The sequence below is a fragment of the Serratia sp. FDAARGOS_506 genome, from assembly GCF_003812745.1.
GTDB lineage: Bacteria > Pseudomonadota > Gammaproteobacteria > Enterobacterales > Enterobacteriaceae > Serratia.
Genome location: NZ_CP033831.1, coordinates 1,792,641 through 1,812,878, shown reverse-complemented (window position 1 = coordinate 1,812,878; position 20,238 = coordinate 1,792,641). Strand labels below are relative to the sequence as shown.

At 58.1% G+C, this 20,238-nt stretch carries 8 protein-coding genes, 2 tRNA genes and 3 rRNA genes; 6 read left to right on the top strand and 7 right to left on the bottom strand.

Annotated features, from left to right (window positions below; genetic code table 11):
* Nucleotides 1-33: 33 nt before the first annotated feature.
* Nucleotides 34-1,644: a condensation domain-containing protein gene (locus EGY12_RS08780; protein ID WP_123893167.1), complete on the top strand. Its 1,611-nt coding sequence runs from the start codon at nucleotides 34-36 to the stop codon at nucleotides 1,642-1,644.
* A 64-nt stretch (nucleotides 1,645-1,708) separates the two neighbouring features.
* Complete coding sequence (locus tag EGY12_RS08775; protein WP_123893166.1) at nucleotides 1,709-4,804, top strand: amino acid adenylation domain-containing protein; 3,096 nt, start codon at nucleotides 1,709-1,711, stop codon at nucleotides 4,802-4,804.
* Nucleotides 4,805-4,846: 42 nt separating this feature from the next.
* On the opposite strand, the gene EGY12_RS08770 is transcribed toward EGY12_RS08775, so the two are convergent.
* Together EGY12_RS08770 and gltP are read right to left on the bottom strand one after the other, a co-directional pair.
* The gene (locus tag EGY12_RS08770) at nucleotides 4,847-6,190 is read right to left on the bottom strand and encodes a condensation domain-containing protein (RefSeq protein ID WP_123893165.1); all 1,344 of its coding nucleotides are present in this window, start codon (nucleotides 6,188-6,190) and stop codon (nucleotides 4,847-4,849) included.
* A gap of 265 nt (nucleotides 6,191-6,455) precedes the next feature.
* Nucleotides 6,456-7,772 carry a glutamate/aspartate:proton symporter GltP gene (gene gltP / locus EGY12_RS08765; RefSeq protein WP_123893164.1) on the bottom strand — a complete coding sequence of 439 codons (1,317 nt, stop codon included), beginning with the start codon at nucleotides 7,770-7,772 and terminating at the stop codon, nucleotides 6,456-6,458.
* Nucleotides 7,773-8,671: 899 nt separating this feature from the next.
* On the opposite strand from gltP, the gene acs reads away from it, so the two are divergent.
* From acs to actP, 3 genes are all read left to right on the top strand, one after another.
* Entirely contained in the window at nucleotides 8,672-10,630 is a 1,959-nt protein-coding gene (gene acs, locus EGY12_RS08760) for an acetate--CoA ligase (RefSeq protein ID WP_123893163.1), read from the top strand.
* A gap of 91 nt (nucleotides 10,631-10,721) precedes the next feature.
* Nucleotides 10,722-11,033, top strand: a complete 312-nt coding sequence (locus EGY12_RS08755; protein ID WP_004930047.1) for a DUF485 domain-containing protein — start codon at nucleotides 10,722-10,724, stop codon at nucleotides 11,031-11,033.
* A complete protein-coding gene (gene actP / locus EGY12_RS08750; protein ID WP_123893162.1) occupies nucleotides 11,030-12,691 on the top strand; it encodes a cation/acetate symporter ActP in 1,662 nt (553 codons plus the stop codon). Before EGY12_RS08755 ends, actP begins: the two co-directional genes overlap by 4 nt.
* Before the next feature lie 178 nt (nucleotides 12,692-12,869).
* Here the strand turns inward: actP and rrf are convergent.
* The 5 genes from rrf to EGY12_RS08725 all read right to left on the bottom strand — a co-directional run bounded on the left by rrf (nucleotide 12,870) and on the right by EGY12_RS08725 (nucleotide 18,004).
* Nucleotides 12,870-12,985 (bottom strand): 5S ribosomal RNA (gene rrf, locus EGY12_RS08745).
* 106 nt (nucleotides 12,986-13,091) lie between these two features.
* Nucleotides 13,092-15,994 (bottom strand): 23S ribosomal RNA (locus tag EGY12_RS08740).
* A gap of 207 nt (nucleotides 15,995-16,201) precedes the next feature.
* Nucleotides 16,202-16,277, bottom strand: a tRNA-Ala gene (locus tag EGY12_RS08735).
* Nucleotides 16,278-16,315: 38 nt separating this feature from the next.
* Nucleotides 16,316-16,392 (bottom strand) — tRNA-Ile (locus EGY12_RS08730).
* 74 nt (nucleotides 16,393-16,466) lie between these two features.
* Nucleotides 16,467-18,004, bottom strand: a 16S ribosomal RNA gene (locus EGY12_RS08725).
* Together the 16S, 23S and 5S rRNA genes with 2 tRNA genes alongside form the textbook arrangement of a ribosomal RNA operon.
* Nucleotides 18,005-18,641: 637 nt before the next feature.
* Here EGY12_RS08725 and purH point away from each other — a divergent pair.
* A complete protein-coding gene (purH, locus tag EGY12_RS08720) occupies nucleotides 18,642-20,231 on the top strand; it encodes a bifunctional phosphoribosylaminoimidazolecarboxamide formyltransferase/IMP cyclohydrolase (RefSeq protein WP_123893161.1) in 1,590 nt (529 codons plus the stop codon).
* Nucleotides 20,232-20,238 lie beyond the last annotated feature (7 nt).

Sequence of the window (20,238 nt, the reverse complement as noted above, 5' to 3'; positions counted from 1 at the left end):
CAGTCTCGTTGGCTGAATCAAAATGGATACCCGATGAAAGCTTTGACCACGATGCAGGCCGCCTATTGGGTAGGCCGGCAGTCCGCTCCTCCCCTCGGCGGCATGGCCGCCCACCTGTATGCGGAATTCGACGGCGGCGAGCTGGACATCGCTCGACTGCGCCAGGCCGTCGATGCGCTGTACCTGCGTCATCCGCTGTTACGTCTGCGCATTACCGACGATGGCCGGCAGACGATCGCGCCCCCCGGCCCTCGGCACTCCTTGCATCTCGACGACTGGCGACACGCCGATACAGCGACGCTGGCTGGCGCGCTTGCCGCCAAACGCCAGGCAAAAAGCACCCAGATGCTGCCGCTGGACCAGGGCGTACCCTGCGATATCAGCCTGAGCCTGTTGCCGGAAGGACGTAGCCGCCTGCATGTCGATCTCGACATGATCGCCGGCGATGCCATGAGCTTTCGTCTGTTGATGGAAGATCTGACGGCGTTTTATCACCAGTGCCCACCGGCGCCCTCCGATGACGCGCCGCCTGCCTACTTCGATCACCTCGAACAACGCGACGCCGACGATGCGCTGCGCCGGCGTCGCGAACGCGGCCAGCGCTGGTGGCGTGAACGCCTGGCGCGGGTGCCACCGGCGCCGCGCCTGCTGCGCACGCCGGACCGCTGCCGCAGCGATCGCCTGGCCATACAGTTGGATGCAGAAGAAAGCCGCGCACTGGAGAACGTCGCCAAACGGCACCACACCTCGCTCTCGACGCTGTTTTTAGCGCTGTTCGCCCTGGCCGTCGGCCAGGGTTGGAACATGACGCGCTTTCGGCTCAACGTGCCGCTGTTCCACCGCGAAAGCGAACGGGAGGACGCGCATCGCCTCATCGGCGATTTCTCTAACCTGGTGCTGCTCGGCGTGGAACTGAACCCAACGGAAAATCTGAGCGCCTTCTGCCGGCGCCTGATGACGCAGCTGGCGGAGCTGATCGAGCATGCGGATTACCCCGGCGTTAACGTGATGCGCGATCTGTCGCGCCTGCACGGCTGCCTGCAGCCTTCGCCGGTGGTGTTTACCGCCGGTTTCGGCATCCGCGGCAAGACACTGTTTTCCGAACGGGTCACCGACACCTTCGGCCGTCTCGGCTGGGTTATCTCTCAGGGACCACAGGTGGCGCTGGATGCGCAGGTCGCCCACGTCGACGACGGCATTCTGATCAACTGGGACGTGCGGCTGGACGCGTTTCCCGAGCAGGTACTGCCACGTCTGCTGGCCTGTTACCGGGCGCTGCTGCACCTGGCCGCACGGCAAGCGGGGGCATTCGATCGCCCGCTGTCGCAGCTGCTGGCGCAATGCACGCCCGACGCGCTGGCGCAGCAGGTGCCGGTGCGCTGGGTGCTGCATCGGCTGCTGGCGCGGGTGGCCCCCGAGGCCGGCTTGCGCGACCACGACGATATCCGCCGGTTAGCCTTGCCGGATGCCGGGGTGAACGCGCTGCTGACGGTGCTCAACAAGTATCTGGCAGCGGGGCTGACGGCGCAGGATCTGGCGGCGCATTCCTCCCCTGCGGCGCTGGCGGCGCTGATCTGCCAACGCTCGCCCGAGGCAGGAAGGCATGCGAAAACGCTGCTCGCCGCGCTGGCGCCGCAGCAATGAGATCGGTTTCCGGGCGCGCAGCGTCCGGCTCGTTTTAATCGGTTAGCGACTATAGGGAAGTACCATGGAGACAGCATTAACCGCACTGCAGCAGGCCTATCTTCTGGGCCGCAGCGATCGATGGCCGCTCGGCGGCGTGGCGATGCACGACTTTCGCGAATACCGCGCCCGTCAGCTGGACGTACCGCGCCTTGAAGCGCGCCTGACCGAGCTGGTACAGCACTACCCGGCGTTGCGCACCTGCATCGATGTGCAGCGCGGCACGCAGTACGTACGCCCGGAGGTGACGCTGCATCTGGATCGCCACGATCTGCGCTCCCTTGATGGTGAAGCGGCGCAGCGTCAGGTCGAACAGCTGCGCGATCGTTACTCCCACCAGCGCCACGATCCGAGCCAACCGCTGTGGCGCATCGCCGTGATCCAACAGGCCGAACAGCAGGATCCGACGGGATCGCCGTACGATACGCTGATCTTCACCAGCTTCGATGCGTTGATCCTCGACGGCCAGGGGATCTCCAGCGTGATCGTCCGCCTATTCGACGATCGCCCTCTGGCGCCGACCGCTGCCGCGCTGCCGCCCCCCGCCGCGCCGGTGGCGCAACGCCAGGCCGATGCCGCCTACTGGCGCGACAAGCTGCAGGATGTCATCACCCCGTCGGCGTTGCCGTGGCGCGCCCCGCTCGCCAATCTCACCTCGTCGCGCTATCGCCGCGCCATCCTGACGCTGCCGCGCGATACGATAAAACAGCTCGGCCGCCTGGGATCGCCGCATGCGCTGCTGCGCAACAGCCTGCTGTCGGCGCTGATCCTCGATACGTTGGCTCACTGGACCACCGACGGCGAGCTGTGTGTCGGCGTACCGGTGGCGTTCCCCGCCGCCGACGGCGCTCTGGGCAACGCCTCCAGCTTCGTGGCGGTGCGCTATTCCCGCCACGGCGAAGACTTTATTCGGCGCGCGCAAGCCCTGCAGGACGACGTGCTCGGCGCGCTCGACCACCTGACGTTTTCCGGCGTCGATCTGGCGCGGCAGTTGCTCGGCCAAAGCCAGGGCGGCCCGGCGCTGCCGGTGATCCTGACCAACTGCCTGGGTTGGGAGACACTGCCAGCCGAGGCGCCGGTACGCTTCCACGACGGCCTGACCCAAACGCCTCAGGTCGCCATCGACATTCGCCTGACGCTGGACAGCGAAAAAAACCTGCAGCTGTGCGTTGACTACGCCGAGCAGGCGCTGCACGGCGAACAGGTAGAAGCCATGCTGGCCGCATTGCAGCGACGCATCCTGCACAGTTGCCAACGGGCCGACCTGGCGATCGCGCCGCGGGACTTCATCGACCTGACGCATTATCGCCACAACGACAGCGAAGCGAATTACGCACCTTATCCTTATCTGGCGCAGCTGGCCGAGCGGCTGTTCGGCGCGCAAGACGGCGGCAATGCGCTGATCTGCGGCGAACAGACGCTGACCTACCGCGAGCTGGGTCAGCGGATCGCCACGGCGATCGCCAACCTGCAGAGCCGCGGCGTGCAGCCGGGCAACGTGGTGGCGCTGTATCTGCCGCGCAGCCCGGAACAGGTCATACTCAGCCTCGCCTGTGCCTTACAGGGCGTAATCTGGGTGCCTGTCGATATCAACTCGCCGCCGGAACGCACCGCCTACCTGCTGGAAAACTGCCGGCCGACGCTGGTGGTGCACGGCGGCGATCTGATGACGCCCATTGGCGTGACGCCGGCGAACCTGCAGGCGCCGGCGGATCGCGCGCCTGCGCTGCCGGATGAGCAGACGCTGGTTGAACGCAGCGCCAGCCAGGCCGCGAGCTACTACCTGTATACCTCCGGCACCACCGGCAAGCCCAAATGCGTGGTGCTCAACAACCGCGCCACCGCCAACGTCGTCCACCAGACCCAGCAGCGCTGGGCGGTCACCGCCGACGACGTCTTCATTTCCGTCACGCCACCGCACCATGACATGTCGATGTTCGATCTGTTCGGTTCACTGTGCGCCGGCGCCACGCTGGTGCTGCCGGCGCCACATCAGGAAAAAGACGCCATCAGCTGGAACCAGCTGGTGGAAAAGCATCGGGTCACCCTGTGGTGTTCGGTGCCTGCCATTCTGGAGATGCTGCTCACCTGCAAAACGGCCGACAGCCTGCGTTCGCTGCGCCTGGTGGCGCAAGGCGGCGACTACATCAAGCCGGCGACGGTACAAACCCTGCGTACCCTGCGCCCGGATCTCGCGCTGTTCTCGCTCGGCGGGCCAACCGAAACCACCATCTGGAGCATCTGGCACCCGATCGCCCCGCAGGAGAGCGGCACCGTGCCTTACGGCCGCCCGCTGCCGGCCAACCGCTACTTCATCTGCCATGACGACGGCAGCCACTGCCCGGCCGGCGTGGTCGGCCGCATCCATACCGTCGGGGTCAACCTGGCGTTGGGCTACCTGGAGCAGGGTGAGCTGAAGCAGCACGATTTCGTCATCCTCGAAGGGCCGGACGGGCAACCGCTGCGCGCTTTTCGCACCGGCGATCAGGGTTACTACCGGGCGGACGGCAATATCATGTTCGCCACCCGGGTGAACGGCTATGTGAAGATCCGTGGCGTACGCGTATCGTTGCCGGAAATCGAAGAGGTGCTGCGCCGCCATCCGGCGATCCAAGACATAGCGGTAGTGGATTACCCCAGCGGAGAGAACAACGAGGCGGCGCTCGGCGCTCTGTATCTGACCCGCGACGGCAAACCGTTGCCGCTGTCCGAGATACGCGCGTTCGCCACCGGCTATCTACCCTGTACCCATATTCCCACGCGCTTTATCCATGCCGAGGCGCTGCCGCTGTCCGCCAACGGCAAAACCGACCGCCATCGCATCCGCGCCGACCTGAGCCACCAGCAAACCGCGCCGGCGCTGAACGCCTGTGCGGCACCGCCGCCAAATGCGCCTTTGGCACGTAGCGCAGAGATCCTGACTATTTACTGGCAGGCGATCGGCGTGGCGCCGCGCCCGGAATGGGGGGAAGAGACGGCGTTTATCGCCATGGGGCTGAAGCTGCCGCATATCAAACAGGTGGCGGAGCGCCTCAATGCCGCTTTCGGCACCCGGCTGGTGGGCAGTTCGCTCCTGCCGTGCAAGAACGCGCGCGAAGTGGCAGCCTTGCTGATCAGCTGAAGCCATACCACTCGGGCGGGGACATACCCCGCCCGCATTTTATCAGGCGGGCAGTGCCGTCAGGGCCGCCAGCGGTTGCTCCCAGGCATCCCGCAGCAGCGCGCGCAACAGGAATTCCTGCAGCGCCTCACCATAGTCCAATGCATCCTCCGTCGGGAACTGTTCCAGATAAATATCGATATCCACCTGCAGATCGCGGGCGTCGGTGCAGCCACGATAGGTCAGGTTAAAACCGTCGCCCGAACCGCCGGCCAACACGCGGCGGATGCCGCTACAGCCGGCAAAACGGGGCGCATCGAAGGGTTGCACATTGATGAAGGGAGAAATAAAGAAGCGCGAGCCCGGATCCACGCCACGATCGGCGGCCAGTTGGCGCAGGCGATAACCGGCGTGGCTGCGCAGCTCACGCAGCTGCTGTGCCATCGTCGTCAGAAAGCTCCCCAGCGTCGCCGACGGAGGTGGCGACACCAGCAGTGGCAGCGTGTTGACCGCCAACGAAGGTACGTTGGTGGCAGCCTGCCCGCGGCGATTCATCGCCGGCATCCACATCGGCAGCGTATCGCCCTGCCGAGTACAGCGCGGCATCACCTGAAACAGCCAGACCGCCGACAGCGTTACCAGCAAATCGGGCCAATTGATGCCGCTGCGCTCCGCCAGCTGCGCCAGTCGCTGTGATACCACCGCCGGCAGCCGGTGGTGGGTGCTCAGACGCCGCACGCCATAGGCCTCACCGCCTTTGCGCACCGTCGGCAACGCCTGCGACGGCGGCAGATAGCTTTGCCAAAAGCGCCGATCGCGCTCACAGCGTTCAGAATCAGCATAGGCCAGCTCGGCCTGTTGAAAGGCATCGAAGGCGGTCAGAGGAATGCCCGCGCTGCCTTCACCCAGATAGTGTGCATATAACGCGGCACAGCGGTGTTCGATCAGCGCCATACCGAAACCGTCAACCAGAATATGGTGCGCACGCACGTACCAGAGGTAGCGCTCCGGCCCCAGTTTGAGCAGCCAGGCAGCGGCTAACGGCTCGCTGTGCAGCGCACGGTGCTGCGCGATATCCTCGTGCATCAGGCTTTGCGCTACCTGCCTGGGATCGCCGTGCATTTGTAGATCGATACGTTGCAATAACGGTATGCGCTGTGGATCGTGGCGTAATGGTGGTGGAGCGTCGCCATGCCGCTCGCCAAATCGCAGGGCAAATGCCTGCGTCTCGGCGAGGGTGGCGGCGATCGCCCGGCAGAGCGCCTCTTCCTCTACTGCGCCGCACAGTTCGGTGCAGTGTGCGACGGTGGACAGGGTCTGCCCGGGGTGCAAGGTGTGTTCTTCCCAGAAATCAAGCTGCGCTGGCGCCAGCGGCAACCATTCAGAGGCCAAAGCGGTGTCCGACATGTTACCTACCTTTGATAAGCCCGAATAAAACCGCCGAACGGGCGTAACCCCGCCGTTCAACGGCTTTTGCGTGTCTCCATACATCATCAAATGAAAATGATAATGACATCCATTATCATTTCTATTAATTTGGTAACACTTTAGATTCTGTTAAGCGGGGATGCAAGTCGTGCAGTGGGGACGGAGAAAAGAAAGTGACGGGTAGAAAGCAAAACGCCCCGGCACAACTGCCTGGGGCGTTTTTAACATCCGAGCTGCTCGGTGATTAGGCCTGATTGGCCGGCTTCACCTTCTGCGCCAGAAACTCCGTTTCGTAGGCCAACGCCTTCTTGCGATCGAACTGGTGTTCCCACTTGGCGATGACCAGTACCGCCAGCGCGTTACCCACTACGTTCAGCGCGGTGCGCGCCATATCCAGGATACGGTCCACGCCGGCGATGAACGCCAGGCCTTCCAGCGGAATGCCGACGCTGCCCAGCGTAGCCAGCAGTACCACGAACGAGACGCCCGGTACGCCGGCGATCCCTTTCGAGGTCACCATCAGCGTCAGTACCAGCACGATCTCCTGCCCCAACGACAGCTCGATGCCGTACAGCTGGGCGATAAAGATAGCGGCGATGCTCTGGTACAGGGTCGAGCCATCCAAGTTAAAGGAGTAACCGGTCGGCACCACGAAGCTGGTGATCGATTTGGGCGCGCCGTAAGCCTCCATCTTTTCGATGATGCGCGGCAGCACCGTTTCCGAGCTGGCGGTGGAATAAGCCAGGATCAGTTCGTCTTTCAGTATGCGGATCAACGTCCAGATGCGCAGGTTGCACAGCCGTGCAACAGCCCCGAGCACCACCAGGGCAAAGAACGCGATGGCGAAGTACACCAGCACCACCAGCTTGGCCAGCGGCAGCAGCGAGGCGAAACCGAAGTTGGCTACCGTGACAGCAATCAGGCCAAACACCCCGACCGGCGCATAGCGCATAATCATATGAGTGACTTTGAACATGCTCTCGGACACTGCCTTGAACACCTTCAGCAGCGGTTCTTTGGTCTCCTTCGGCAACGACGACAGCCCCAGACCGAACAGTACCGAGAAGAAGATAATCGGCAGCATGTCGCCCTTGGCCATCGACGAGAAGACGTTCGACGGGATCAGCGACAGGATGGTCGCCACCAGACTGTGCGAACCGCTTTGCACCTGTTCGGTGGTTTTCTCATATTGCGAAATGTCGACCGTGGTCAGCGTCGACATATCGATGCCGTGGCCGGGTTGGAATACGTTGGCCAGCGTCAACCCCACCACGATGGCGACAGTGGTGATCACTTCGAAGTAAATAATGGTTTTCAATCCGATGCGGCCCAGCTTTTTCGCATCACCCACGCCGGCAATACCGACGATCAGCGTGGAAATAACAATCGGCACCACAATCATCTTGATCAGACGAATAAAGATATCACCCGCCGGGCTGAGAATATTGCTGACCAGCCACTCACGAGATTCGGTCTGGTTGTGCAATACCGCGCCAACAATAATACCCAGTACCAACGCGATCAGGATTTGCCAAGCCAGGCTAATTTTTACACTTTTCATACCCAAAAAGTCCTCAAAGACTCTTTTCGCCGTACAAAATCGCAACACGGAGAAAAGAATACTTAATCATTTATTACAGGCTTATGTTAATTCAGTGGAAGCGTTCACCTGCCCTGAGTGTAACGCAGTATAAATCTGTATCATCCGGGTGGCATGCTCTGCAAGCCTTGATTTGTCAGGGTTGAGCGCTGAATCGAATCACAAAAAATTCGCGTTACTATTTCAAACGGCATAATTGCTTGTTATTAAAAACATAATTTTTCATACAATGAAGCACATAACCGCGCCGACGACGTTTTTGTGAACGTGATTGAAATGCGTTATTTTTCGTCCATTTTGCATATTTAGTCCGCATCAAATGTTTATATTTTGTTACTTAAAAGTCAAATAAATGAGAATTGACCGAGTGACACTTTCCACTATAAATGCAGTGCTGCTTTATATTTTGCTTAAAAATCGAACGATATAGCAGGCTTGATACCCCAGGGTATCACCCGTACTTTCATCAGGAATTAAAGGTTAATAAAACGTTATTTCACGATGTGCCGTCCATCGTTATATCTCGTTAATACCAACTTCGAATATTAATAGCGAAAAATAATCCAAAAAGATTTATAGCGAGAAATAATTCAGGTCTTCCCTCGCTATTAAGCACGAGGTAAACGGTCTCGTCTTTTTTTATTCTTTTTTGTTCTTTAGATAAGTGTTTTTGCGTAAAAACGCGGGTTTATGAGGATTTAAACGGCAAAGAGATAGATACGCCCTGCAAATGCGACAGAACTATTACAAATCAATATCTTTGTTGCGTGATCTGCCGCGCAAAAAAGAAACAAAGAATCATAGCAAACTATACTTAACCTTCAGTTGACATATCATTAACAACTTCAAGGAGAAAAGCTATGAGCCAACTGCATAAACACGCTATTCCTTCTGCAATTGCAGAACGCGCCCTGATTAATCCGGCACAATACCAACAGTATTATCAACAGTCGGTTCAAGACCCAGAGGCTTTCTGGGGTGAGCATGGCAAAATCCTGGACTGGATCAAACCTTATACCAAAGTTAAAAACACGTCGTTCGATCCTGGGCATGTCAGCATCCGTTGGTTTGAAGACGGTACGCTGAACCTGTCAGCCAACTGTCTGGACCGCCATCTGGCCGAACGCGGCGACCAGACCGCCATTATCTGGGAAGGTGATGATCCTACCCAATCCAAGAACGTGACTTACAAACAGCTGCACCACGATGTCTGCCAGTTCGCCAACGTGCTGAAAAAGCTCGGCGTGAAAAAAGGCGACGTAGTGGCTATCTATATGCCGATGGTGCCGGAAGCGGCGGTCGCGATGCTGGCCTGCGCGCGTATCGGCGCAGTACATTCGGTGATCTTCGGCGGCTTCTCGCCGGAAGCGGTCGCCGGACGCATTATCGACTCCAATGCCAGGTTAGTGATCACCGCCGATGAGGGCTTGCGCGCCGGCCGTGCCGTGCCGCTGAAAAAGAACGTCGATGATGCGCTGAAGAATCCCGGCGTGGTCAGCGTGGCTAACGTGGTGGTGTTTCAACGCACCGGAAAACCGGGTTACTGGCAGGAAGGGCGCGATCTGTGGTGGCACGAGCTGACCCAGGGCGTCTCCGCCGACTGCCCGCCGGAAGAGGTGAACGCCGAAGATCCGCTGTTTATCCTGTACACCTCCGGCTCGACCGGCAAGCCGAAAGGCGTGCTGCACACCACTGGCGGCTACCTGGTCTACGCCGCGATGACCTTCAAGTATGTGTTCGACTACCACGACGGCGACATTTACTGGTGTACCGCCGACGTGGGCTGGGTCACCGGCCACAGCTATCTGCTGTACGGCCCGCTGGCCTGCGGCGCCACCACGCTGATGTTCGAAGGCGTGCCTAACTATCCGGGCGTCAATCGCCTGTCGCAGGTGATCGACAAGCACCAGGTCAACATTCTGTATACCGCACCGACCGCCATTCGCGCCCTGATGGCCGAAGGCGACAAGGCGATCGAAGGCACCCGCCGCGATTCGCTGCGCATCATGGGCTCGGTCGGCGAGCCGATCAACCCGGAAGCCTGGGAGTGGTATTACAACAAGATAGGCAACGCGAAGTGCCCGATCGTCGATACCTGGTGGCAAACCGAAACCGGCGGCTTCATGATTACCCCGCTGCCGGGCGCCACCGAGCTGAAGGCCGGTTCCGCCACGCGACCTTTCTTCGGCGTGCAGCCGGCGCTGGTCGATAACGTCGGCACGCCGCAGGAAGGCGCGTGCGAAGGCAACCTGGTGATCGTCGACTCCTGGCCGGGCCAGGCGCGTACCCTGTTCGGCGATCATGACCGCTTCGAGCAAACCTACTTCTCGACCTTCAAAGGCATGTACTTCAGCGGTGACGGCGCCCGCCGCGACGAGGACGGTTACTACTGGATCACCGGCCGCGTCGACGACGTGCTGAACGTCTCCGGCCACCGTCTGGGCACCGCCGAGATCGAGTCTGCGTTGGTATCGCACCCGAAAATCGCCGAAGCGGCGGTGGTGGGCATTCCTCACAACATCAAAGGCCAGGCGATCTACGCCTACATCACGCTGAACCACGGCGAAGAACCGACGCCGGAGCTCTATACCGAAGTGCGCAACTGGGTGCGCAAAGAGATAGGGCCGATCGCCACGCCGGACGTGCTGCACTGGACAGATTCCCTGCCCAAAACGCGTTCCGGCAAGATCATGCGGCGCATCCTGCGCAAAATTGCCGCCGGCGACACCAGCAACCTGGGGGATACCTCCACGCTGGCGGATCCGGCCGTAGTCGACAAGCTGTTGGAAGAAAAACAATCAATGAAAGTGCCGTCATAATTTACGCCGCTTCAGGCCGCTCATTCGGATAACGCGCCGTTGAGCGGCCCTGGCGCGGCGTACTCTATCAATACCTACTGGAGACACTCTGATGAATGACACCATTTATCAAGGGATTGAAGAAAACCCGCGCTTTAAAGAGCTGGTGAGAAAACGCGGCCGGTTCGCCTGGCTGCTTTCGCTGATTACGCTGGCGCTGTACGTCGGCTTTATTCTGTTGATCGCCTTCGATCCGCAATGGCTCGGCACGCCGATCGCCGCCGGATCGACCATCACCCGCGGGATCCCGGTTGGCGTCGGGCTGATCGTGATCTCTTTCGTCTTGACCGGGATCTACGTGTTTCGCGCCAACGGCGAGTTCGATCGCCTCACCGCAGAAATCCTGCGTGAGGTGAAACAATGAAGCGCTTATGCTCCGCCCTATCCGCCGCCGCGTTGCTGTTGCTGCCCGGCTTGACCCGTGCCGACGCTATCGGCGGTGAAGTGCATCGTCAACCGCTGAACATCCAGGCGATAGTGATGTTTATCCTGTTTGTCGGCGCCACCCTGTACATCACCTATTGGGCGTCCAAACGCACCCGTTCCCGCCAGGACTACTACACCGCGGGTGGGCGCATCACCGGCCTGCAGAACGGATTGGCGATCGCCGGCGACTTCATGTCCGCCGCCTCGTTTCTCGGCATCTCTGCCCTGGTCTACACCTCGGGCTATGACGGCCTGATCTATTCCATCGGCTTCCTCATCGGCTGGCCAATCATTCTGTTTCTGATCGCGGAGCGCCTGCGCAACCTCGGCCGCTATACCTTTGCCGATGTCGCCTCCTACCGTCTGCAGCAGAAGCCGATCCGCACCCTGTCGGCCTGCGGCTCGTTGGTGGTGGTAGCGCTGTATCTGATCGCGCAGATGGTCGGTGCCGGCAAGCTGATCCAGCTGCTGTTTGGGCTCAACTATCACGTGGCGGTGATCCTGGTCGGTATCCTGATGGTGCTGTACGTGCTGTTCGGCGGCATGCTGGCCACCACCTGGGTGCAGATCATCAAAGCGGTGCTGCTGCTGGCCGGCGCCAGCTTTATGGCGCTGATGGTGATGAAGTCGGTCAACTTCGACTTCAATACCCTGTTCGCCGAAGCGGTGAAGGTGCATCCGAAAGGCATCGCCATCATGAGCCCCGGCGGGCTGGTGTCCGATCCGATTTCCGCGCTGTCGCTCGGCCTGGCGCTGATGTTTGGCACCGCCGGTCTGCCGCACATCCTGATGCGCTTCTTCACCGTGAGTGACGCCAAAGAGGCGCGCAAGAGCGTGTTCTACGCCACCGGTTTTATCGGTTACTTCTATATCCTGACCTTTATCATCGGCTTCGGCGCCATCTTGCTGGTCAGCGCCAATCCGGCGTTCAAAGACGCCACCGGCGCGCTGCTGGGCGGCACCAACATGGCGGCGGTGCACCTGGCCAATGCCGTTGGCGGCAATTTCTTCCTCGGCTTTATCTCGGCGGTGGCCTTCGCCACCATTCTGGCGGTCGTTGCAGGCCTGACGCTGGCCGGCGCCTCGGCCGTTTCCCACGATCTGTACGCCAGCGTGATTAAAAACGGCAAGGCGACCGAGCGCGACGAGCTGAAGGTCTCCAAAATCACCGTCGTGGTGCTTGGCCTGGTCGCTATCGCGCTGGGGATTTTGTTCGAGAAGCAGAACATCGCCTTTATGGTCGGGCTGGCGTTCTCCATCGCCGCCAGCTGTAACTTCCCTATCATCATCCTGTCGATGTACTGGTCGCGTTTGACGACCCGCGGCGCGATGATTGGCGGCTGGCTGGGCCTGCTGACGGCGGTGATTCTGATGATCCTCGGCCCGACGATCTGGGTGCAGATCCTCGGCCATGAGAAACCGATTTACCCGTACGAATACCCGGCGCTGTTCTCGATGATCGTGGCCTTTGTCGGCACCTGGCTGTTCTCGATCACCGACAGCTCACTGGCCGGGCAGCAAGAGCGGGAACGCTTCCGGGCTCAGTTTGTCCGTTCGCAAACCGGCCTGGGCATCTCTCAGGGCAGCTCGCATTAACCGAATAATAAGTGAAAAAAAGCAAACACACCCTAATCAAAGGCCCTTCGGGGCCTTTTCTCTGGCTGGTTATCGGAGAGAAGCTGGGGAAAGCAGCGCACCGTAGCTGCGCTTTTTTGCGTTTTACGCACAGCAAAAAGCCCTGAACGTCAGTTCAGGGCTTTCGGCTTTATTTGATGCCTGGCAGTGTCCTACTCTCGCATGGGGAGACCCCACACTACCATCGGCGCTACGGCGTTTCACTTCTGAGTTCGGCATGGGGTCAGGTGGGACCACCGCGCTATTGCCGCCAGGCAAATTCTGTTTCATTCCAACCGCGTCACTTTCGTGTCGCCATCAGAACCAATCTGTAAACAAGCTGAATATTGTCCTGGTCTCACCAAAACACCTTCGGTGTTGTAAGGTTAAGCCTCACGGATCATTAGTACTGGTTAGCTCAATGCATCGCTGCACTTACACACCCAGCCTATCAACGTCTTAGTCTTAAACGTTCCTTCAGGGGCCTTAAAGGCCCAGGGAAGACTCATCTTGAGGCAAGTTTCGCGCTTAGATGCTTTCAGCGCTTATCTTTTCCGCACTTAGCTACCGGGCAATGCCATTGGCATGACAACCCGAACACCAGTGGTGCGTTCACTCCGGTCCTCTCGTACTAGGAGCAACCCCTCTCAATCTTCCAACGCCCACGGCAGATAGGGACCGAACTGTCTCACGACGTTCTAAACCCAGCTCGCGTACCACTTTAAATGGCGAACAGCCATACCCTTGGGACCTACTTCAGCCCCAGGATGTGATGAGCCGACATCGAGGTGCCAAACACCGCCGTCGATATGAACTCTTGGGCGGTATCAGCCTGTTATCCCCGGAGTACCTTTTATCCGTTGAGCGATGGCCCTTCCATTCAGAACCACCGGATCACTAAGACCTACTTTCGTACCTGCTCGAGCCGTCACTCTCGCAGTCAAGCTAGCTTATGCCTTTGCACTAACCTCACGATGTCCGACCGTGATTAGCTAACCTTCGTGCTCCTCCGTTACTCTTTGGGAGGAGACCGCCCCAGTCAAACTACCCACCAGACACTGTCCTCACCCCGGATCACGGGGCCGAGTTAGAACATCAAACATTAAAGGGTGGTATTTCAAGGATGGCTCCACGCAGACTGGCGTCCACGCTTCAAAGCCTCCCACCTATCCTACACATCAAGGCTCAATGTTCAGTGTCAAGCTATAGTAAAGGTTCACGGGGTCTTTCCGTCTTGCCGCGGGTACACTGCATCTTCACAGCGAGTTCAATTTCACTGAGTCTCGGGTGGAGACAGCCTGGCCATCATTACGCCATTCGTGCAGGTCGGAACTTACCCGACAAGGAATTTCGCTACCTTAGGACCGTTATAGTTACGGCCGCCGTTTACTGGGGCTTCGATCAAGAGCTTCGCCTTGCGGCTGACCCCATCAATTAACCTTCCAGCACCGGGCAGGCGTCACACCGTATACGTCCACTTTCGTGTTTGCACAGTGCTGTGTTTTTATTAAACAGTTGCAGCCAGCTGGTATCTTCGACTGGCTTCAGCTCCATCCGCAAGGGACTTCACCTACATGCCAGCGTGCCTTCTCCCGAAGTTACGGCACCATTTTGCCTAGTTCCTTCACCCGAGTTCTCTCAAGCGCCTTGGTATTCTCTACCTGACCACCTGTGTCGGTTTGGGGTACGATTCAATGTTACCTGGAGCTTAGAGGATTTTCCTGGAAGCAGGGCATCAACTACTTCTGCACCGTAGTGCATCGTCATCACGCCTCAGGGTTGATATGCAACCGGATTTACCAGGTCACACCCCCTACACGCTTAAACCGGGACAACCGTCGCCCGGCCAGCCTAGCCTTCTCCGTCCCCCCTTCGCAGTAACACCAAGTACAGGAATATTAACCTGTTTCCCATCGACTACGCTTTTCAGCCTCGCCTTAGGGGTCGACTCACCCTGCCCCGATTAACGTTGGACAGGAACCCTTGGTCTTCCGGCGAGCGGGCTTTTCACCCGCTTTATCGTTACTTATGTCAGCATTCGCACTTCTGATACCTCCAGCAACCCTCACAGGCCACCTTCAACGGCTTACAGAACGCTCCCCTACCCAACAACGCTAAGCGTCGCTGCCGCAGCTTCGGTGCATGGTTTAGCCCCGTTACATCTTCCGCGCAGGCCGACTCGACCAGTGAGCTATTACGCTTTCTTTAAATGATGGCTGCTTCTAAGCCAACATCCTGGCTGTCTATGCCTTCCCACATCGTTTCCCACTTAACCATGACTTTGGGACCTTAGCTGGCGGTCTGGGTTGTTTCCCTCTTCACGACGGACGTTAGCACCCGCCGTGTGTCTCCCGTGATAACATTCTTCGGTATTCGGAGTTTGCATCGGTTTGGTAAGCCGGGATGGCCCCCTAGCCGAAACAGTGCTCTACCCCCGAAGATGAGTTCACGAGGCGCTACCTAAATAGCTTTCGGGGAGAACCAGCTATCTCCCGGTTTGATTGGCCTTTCACCCCCAGCCACAAGTCATCCGCTAATTTTTCAACATTAGTCGGTTCGGTCCTCCAGTTAGTGTTACCCAACCTTCAACCTGCCCATGGCTAGATCACCGGGTTTCGGGTCTATACCTTGCAACTAATCGCCCAGTTAAGACTCGGTTTCCCTACGGCTCCCCTATACGGTTAACCTTGCTACAAAATATAAGTCGCTGACCCATTATACAAAAGGTACGCAGTCACACCACGAAGGTGCTCCCACTGCTTGTACGTACACGGTTTCAGGTTCTATTTCACTCCCCTCGCCGGGGTTCTTTTCGCCTTTCCCTCACGGTACTGGTTCACTATCGGTCAGTCAGGAGTATTTAGCCTTGGAGGATGGTCCCCCATATTCAGACAGGATGTCACGTGTCCCGCCCTACTCATCGAACTCACGACCTGTGCATTTTAGTGTACGGGGCTATCACCCTTTGCTGCGCGACTTTCCAGACGCTTCCACTAACACACAAGCCGATTCAGGTTCTGGGCTCCTCCCCGTTCGCTCGCCGCTACTGGGGAATCTCGGTTGATTTCTTTTCCTCGGGTACTTAGATGTTTCAGTTCCCCGGTTCGCCTCATGCCACTATGTATTCATGACATGATAGTGTGTCGAAACACACTGGGTTTCCCCATTCGGGTATCGCCGGTTGTAACGGTTCATATCACCTTACCGACGCTTTTCGCAGATTAGCACGCCCTTCATCGCCTCTGACTGCCTAGGCATCCACCGTGTACGCTTAGTCACTTAACCTCACAACCCGAAGATGTTTCCATCGTTCGCGCTGCAAACATTTGAGAGACTCTATGACAGGTTACTCTTTATCCCAGTACTTCTACGGAGGGACAAATTTCAGCCGTCATGTTTCAATTTTCAGCTTGTTCCAGATTGTTAAAGAGCAAAATACTTCGCAGCATACTGTCGCCAATATACTCTGAAGTATTGAAATACCGGACTATATGGTGGAGCTAAGCGGGATCGAACCGCTGACCTCCTGCGTGCAAGGCAGGCGCTCTCCCAGCTGAGCTATAGCCCCATACAGTCACGCGCAGTACCTTTTCCACTTCCGAGAAGTGGTAGGCCTGAGTGGACTTGAACCACCGACCTCACCCTTATCAGGGGTGCGCTCTAACCACCTGAGCTACAAGCCTATAAAGGTATTTCTGCTCGTTACTTTCTATCAGACAATCTGTGTGAGCACGCCACTCGAATCAATATCTTTAGGTAAGGAGGTGATCCAACCGCAGGTTCCCCTACGGTTACCTTGTTACGACTTCACCCCAGTCATGAATCACAAAGTGGTAAGCGCCCTCCCGAAGGTTAAGCTACCTACTTCTTTGCAACCCACTCCCATGGTGTGACGGGCGGTGTGTACAAGGCCCGGGAACGTATTCACCGTAGCATTCTGATCTACGATTACTAGCGATTCCGACTTCATGGAGTCGAGTTGCAGACTCCAATCCGGACTACGACATACTTTATGAGGTCCGCTTGCTCTCGCGAGGTCGCTTCTCTTTGTATATGCCATTGTAGCACGTGTGTAGCCCTACTCGTAAGGGCCATGATGACTTGACGTCATCCCCACCTTCCTCCAGTTTATCACTGGCAGTCTCCTTTGAGTTCCCGGCCGAACCGCTGGCAACAAAGGATAAGGGTTGCGCTCGTTGCGGGACTTAACCCAACATTTCACAACACGAGCTGACGACAGCCATGCAGCACCTGTCTCAGAGTTCCCGAAGGCACCAATCCATCTCTGGAAAGTTCTCTGGATGTCAAGAGTAGGTAAGGTTCTTCGCGTTGCATCGAATTAAACCACATGCTCCACCGCTTGTGCGGGCCCCCGTCAATTCATTTGAGTTTTAACCTTGCGGCCGTACTCCCCAGGCGGTCGATTTAACGCGTTAGCTCCGGAAGCCACGCCTCAAGGGCACAACCTCCAAATCGACATCGTTTACAGCGTGGACTACCAGGGTATCTAATCCTGTTTGCTCCCCACGCTTTCGCACCTGAGCGTCAGTCTTCGTCCAGGGGGCCGCCTTCGCCACCGGTATTCCTCCAGATCTCTACGCATTTCACCGCTACACCTGGAATTCTACCCCCTCTACGAGACTCTAGCTTGCCAGTTTCAAATGCAGTTCCCAGGTTGAGCCCGGGGATTTCACATCTGACTTAACAAACCGCCTGCGTGCGCTTTACGCCCAGTAATTCCGATTAACGCTTGCACCCTCCGTATTACCGCGGCTGCTGGCACGGAGTTAGCCGGTGCTTCTTCTGCGAGTAACGTCAATTGATGAGCGTATTAGGCTCACCACCTTCCTCCTCGCTGAAAGTGCTTTACAACCCGAAGGCCTTCTTCACACACGCGGCATGGCTGCATCAGGCTTGCGCCCATTGTGCAATATTCCCCACTGCTGCCTCCCGTAGGAGTCTGGACCGTGTCTCAGTTCCAGTGTGGCTGGTCATCCTCTCAGACCAGCTAGGGATCGTCGCCTAGGTGAGCCATTACCCCACCTACTAGCTAATCCCATCTGGGCACATCTGATGGCAAGAGGCCCGAAGGTCCCCTCTTTGGTCTTGCGACGTTATGCGGTATTAGCTACCGTTTCCAGTAGTTATCCCCTCCATCAGGCAGTTTCCCAGACATTACTCACCCGTCCGCCGCTCGTCACCCAGGGAGCAAGCTCCCCCGTGCTACCGCTCGACTTGCATGTGTTAAGCCTGCCGCCAGCGTTCAATCTGAGCCATGATCAAACTCTTCAATTTAAAGCTTGATTTGCTTCCACTCGAGAAGCGATGCTCAAAGATTTACTGCATGAATTTTACTTCAGTTAGTCACTCTTCAAGACTTGATATTTTTTTGCATCCGAAGATGCTGGATATCGTCTTGTGGAGTGCCCACACAGATTGTCTGATAAATTGTTAAAGAGCAGTGAGTTAGGCGCTTTCGCTTGCTAACTCGAGGTGGCGTATATTACGCTTTCCTCTTTCAGAGTCAACCCTAATTTTCAGGATTTTTCTCTGCGACCCCCGGATACTCTGTGAAGTTGTTCACATGTTCCGTGTCGATGGAGGCGCATTATAGGGAGTTCCTCGCAGGCCGCAACAGGTATTTTCGGCAAAAACGATCGTTCGCTGCATTCCACAGCAAAACCCCGCCTTATACCCACTTGCACACAGTGTTATCCACAGATGCGATTTGTACGGAAAATTTACGAGCACCACGCAAACGTTTTCGCTACAATTCCCCGCGACGAAACGATCCCCCTTTTTATGGGGGCGTTACCTGAATATGTGCCTGCACCTCCCTTATAAGGCAAAAAAACCTTCCTTATAGAGAGAGAACGAGGTGGACATTCACGTAACGCTCTTTAATTGCGACTCAAAGCCAAGGGATAAAACCATGCAACAACCTCGTCCAATCCGCCGGGCCCTGCTCAGCGTGTCTGACAAAGCCGGTATCGTTGAATTCGCCGAAGCGCTTTCCCAGCGCGGCGTTGAATTGCTCTCCACCGGCGGCACCGCCCGCCTGCTGGCAGACGCCGGCCTGCCCGTTACCGAAGTTTCCGACTACACCGGTTTCCCGGAAATGATGGACGGACGAGTTAAGACCCTGCACCCGAAAGTTCACGGCGGTATCCTCGGCCGCCGCGGCCAGGACGACGCCGTCATGAATCAGCATGACATCAAGCCTATCGACATGGTGGTCGTCAATCTGTATCCGTTCGCCCAAACCGTGGCGCGCCCGGATTGCTCGCTGGAAGACGCGGTCGAGAATATCGATATCGGCGGCCCGACCATGGTGCGCTCCGCCGCCAAGAACCATAAAGACGTCGCCATCGTCGTGAAGAGCAGCGACTACGCCGCCATCATTGCCGAGATGGACAACAACGACGGCTCGCTGCGCTATGCCACCCGCTTCGATCTCGCCATCAAAGCCTTCGAACACACCGCCGCCTACGACAGCATGATCGCCAACTACTTCGGTGAGCGGGTGCCTGCGTACCACGGCGAGACCGAACAGCCGTCCGGCCGCTTCCCGCGGACCCTGAACCTCAACTACATCAAGAAGCAGGATATGCGTTACGGTGAGAACAGCCACCAGCAGGCCGCCTTCTATATAGAAGAAGAGGTAAAGGAAGCGTCCGTCGCGACCGCCGAGCAGCTGCAGGGCAAAGCGCTGTCCTATAACAACATCGCCGACACCGACGCCGCGCTGGAATGCGTGAAAGAGTTCGCCGAGCCGGCCTGCGTGATCGTCAAGCACGCCAACCCTTGCGGCGTGGCGATCGGCGACGATATCCTGACCGCCTACGAGCGCGCTTATCAAACCGACCCGACCTCCGCCTTTGGCGGCATCATCGCCTTTAACCGCGAGCTGGACGCCGCCACCGCGCAGGCGATCATCAGCCGCCAGTTCGTGGAAGTGATCATCGCGCCAAACGTCACCCAGGAAGCGCGCTCCCTGCTGGCTGCCAAACAGAACGTGCGCGTGCTGGCCTGCGGCCAGTGGCAGCAACGCGTGGCGGGGCTGGACTTCAAGCGCGTCAACGGCGGCCTGCTGGTGCAGGATCGCGATCTGGGCATGGTGACCGCCGCCGATCTGCGCGTGGTATCCGAGCGCCAGCCGACCGAACAGGAACTGCGCGACGCGCTGTTCTGCTGGAAAGTGGCCAAGTTCGTGAAATCCAACGCCATCGTTTATGCACGTGACAACATGACCATCGGCATAGGTGCCGGCCAGATGAGCCGCGTTTACTCCGCCAAGATCGCCGGCATCAAAGCAAGCGACGAAGGGCTGGAAGTGAAAGGGTCCGCCATGGCCTCCGACGCCTTCTTCCCGTTCCGCGACGGCATCGATGCCGCAGCGGCAGTCGGCATCACCTGCGTGATCCAGCCGGGCGGCTCTATCCGCGACGACGAAGTGATCGCAGCCGCCAACGAGCACGGCATCGCGATGATCTTCACCGACATGCGTCACTTCCGCCATTAATTCCTTT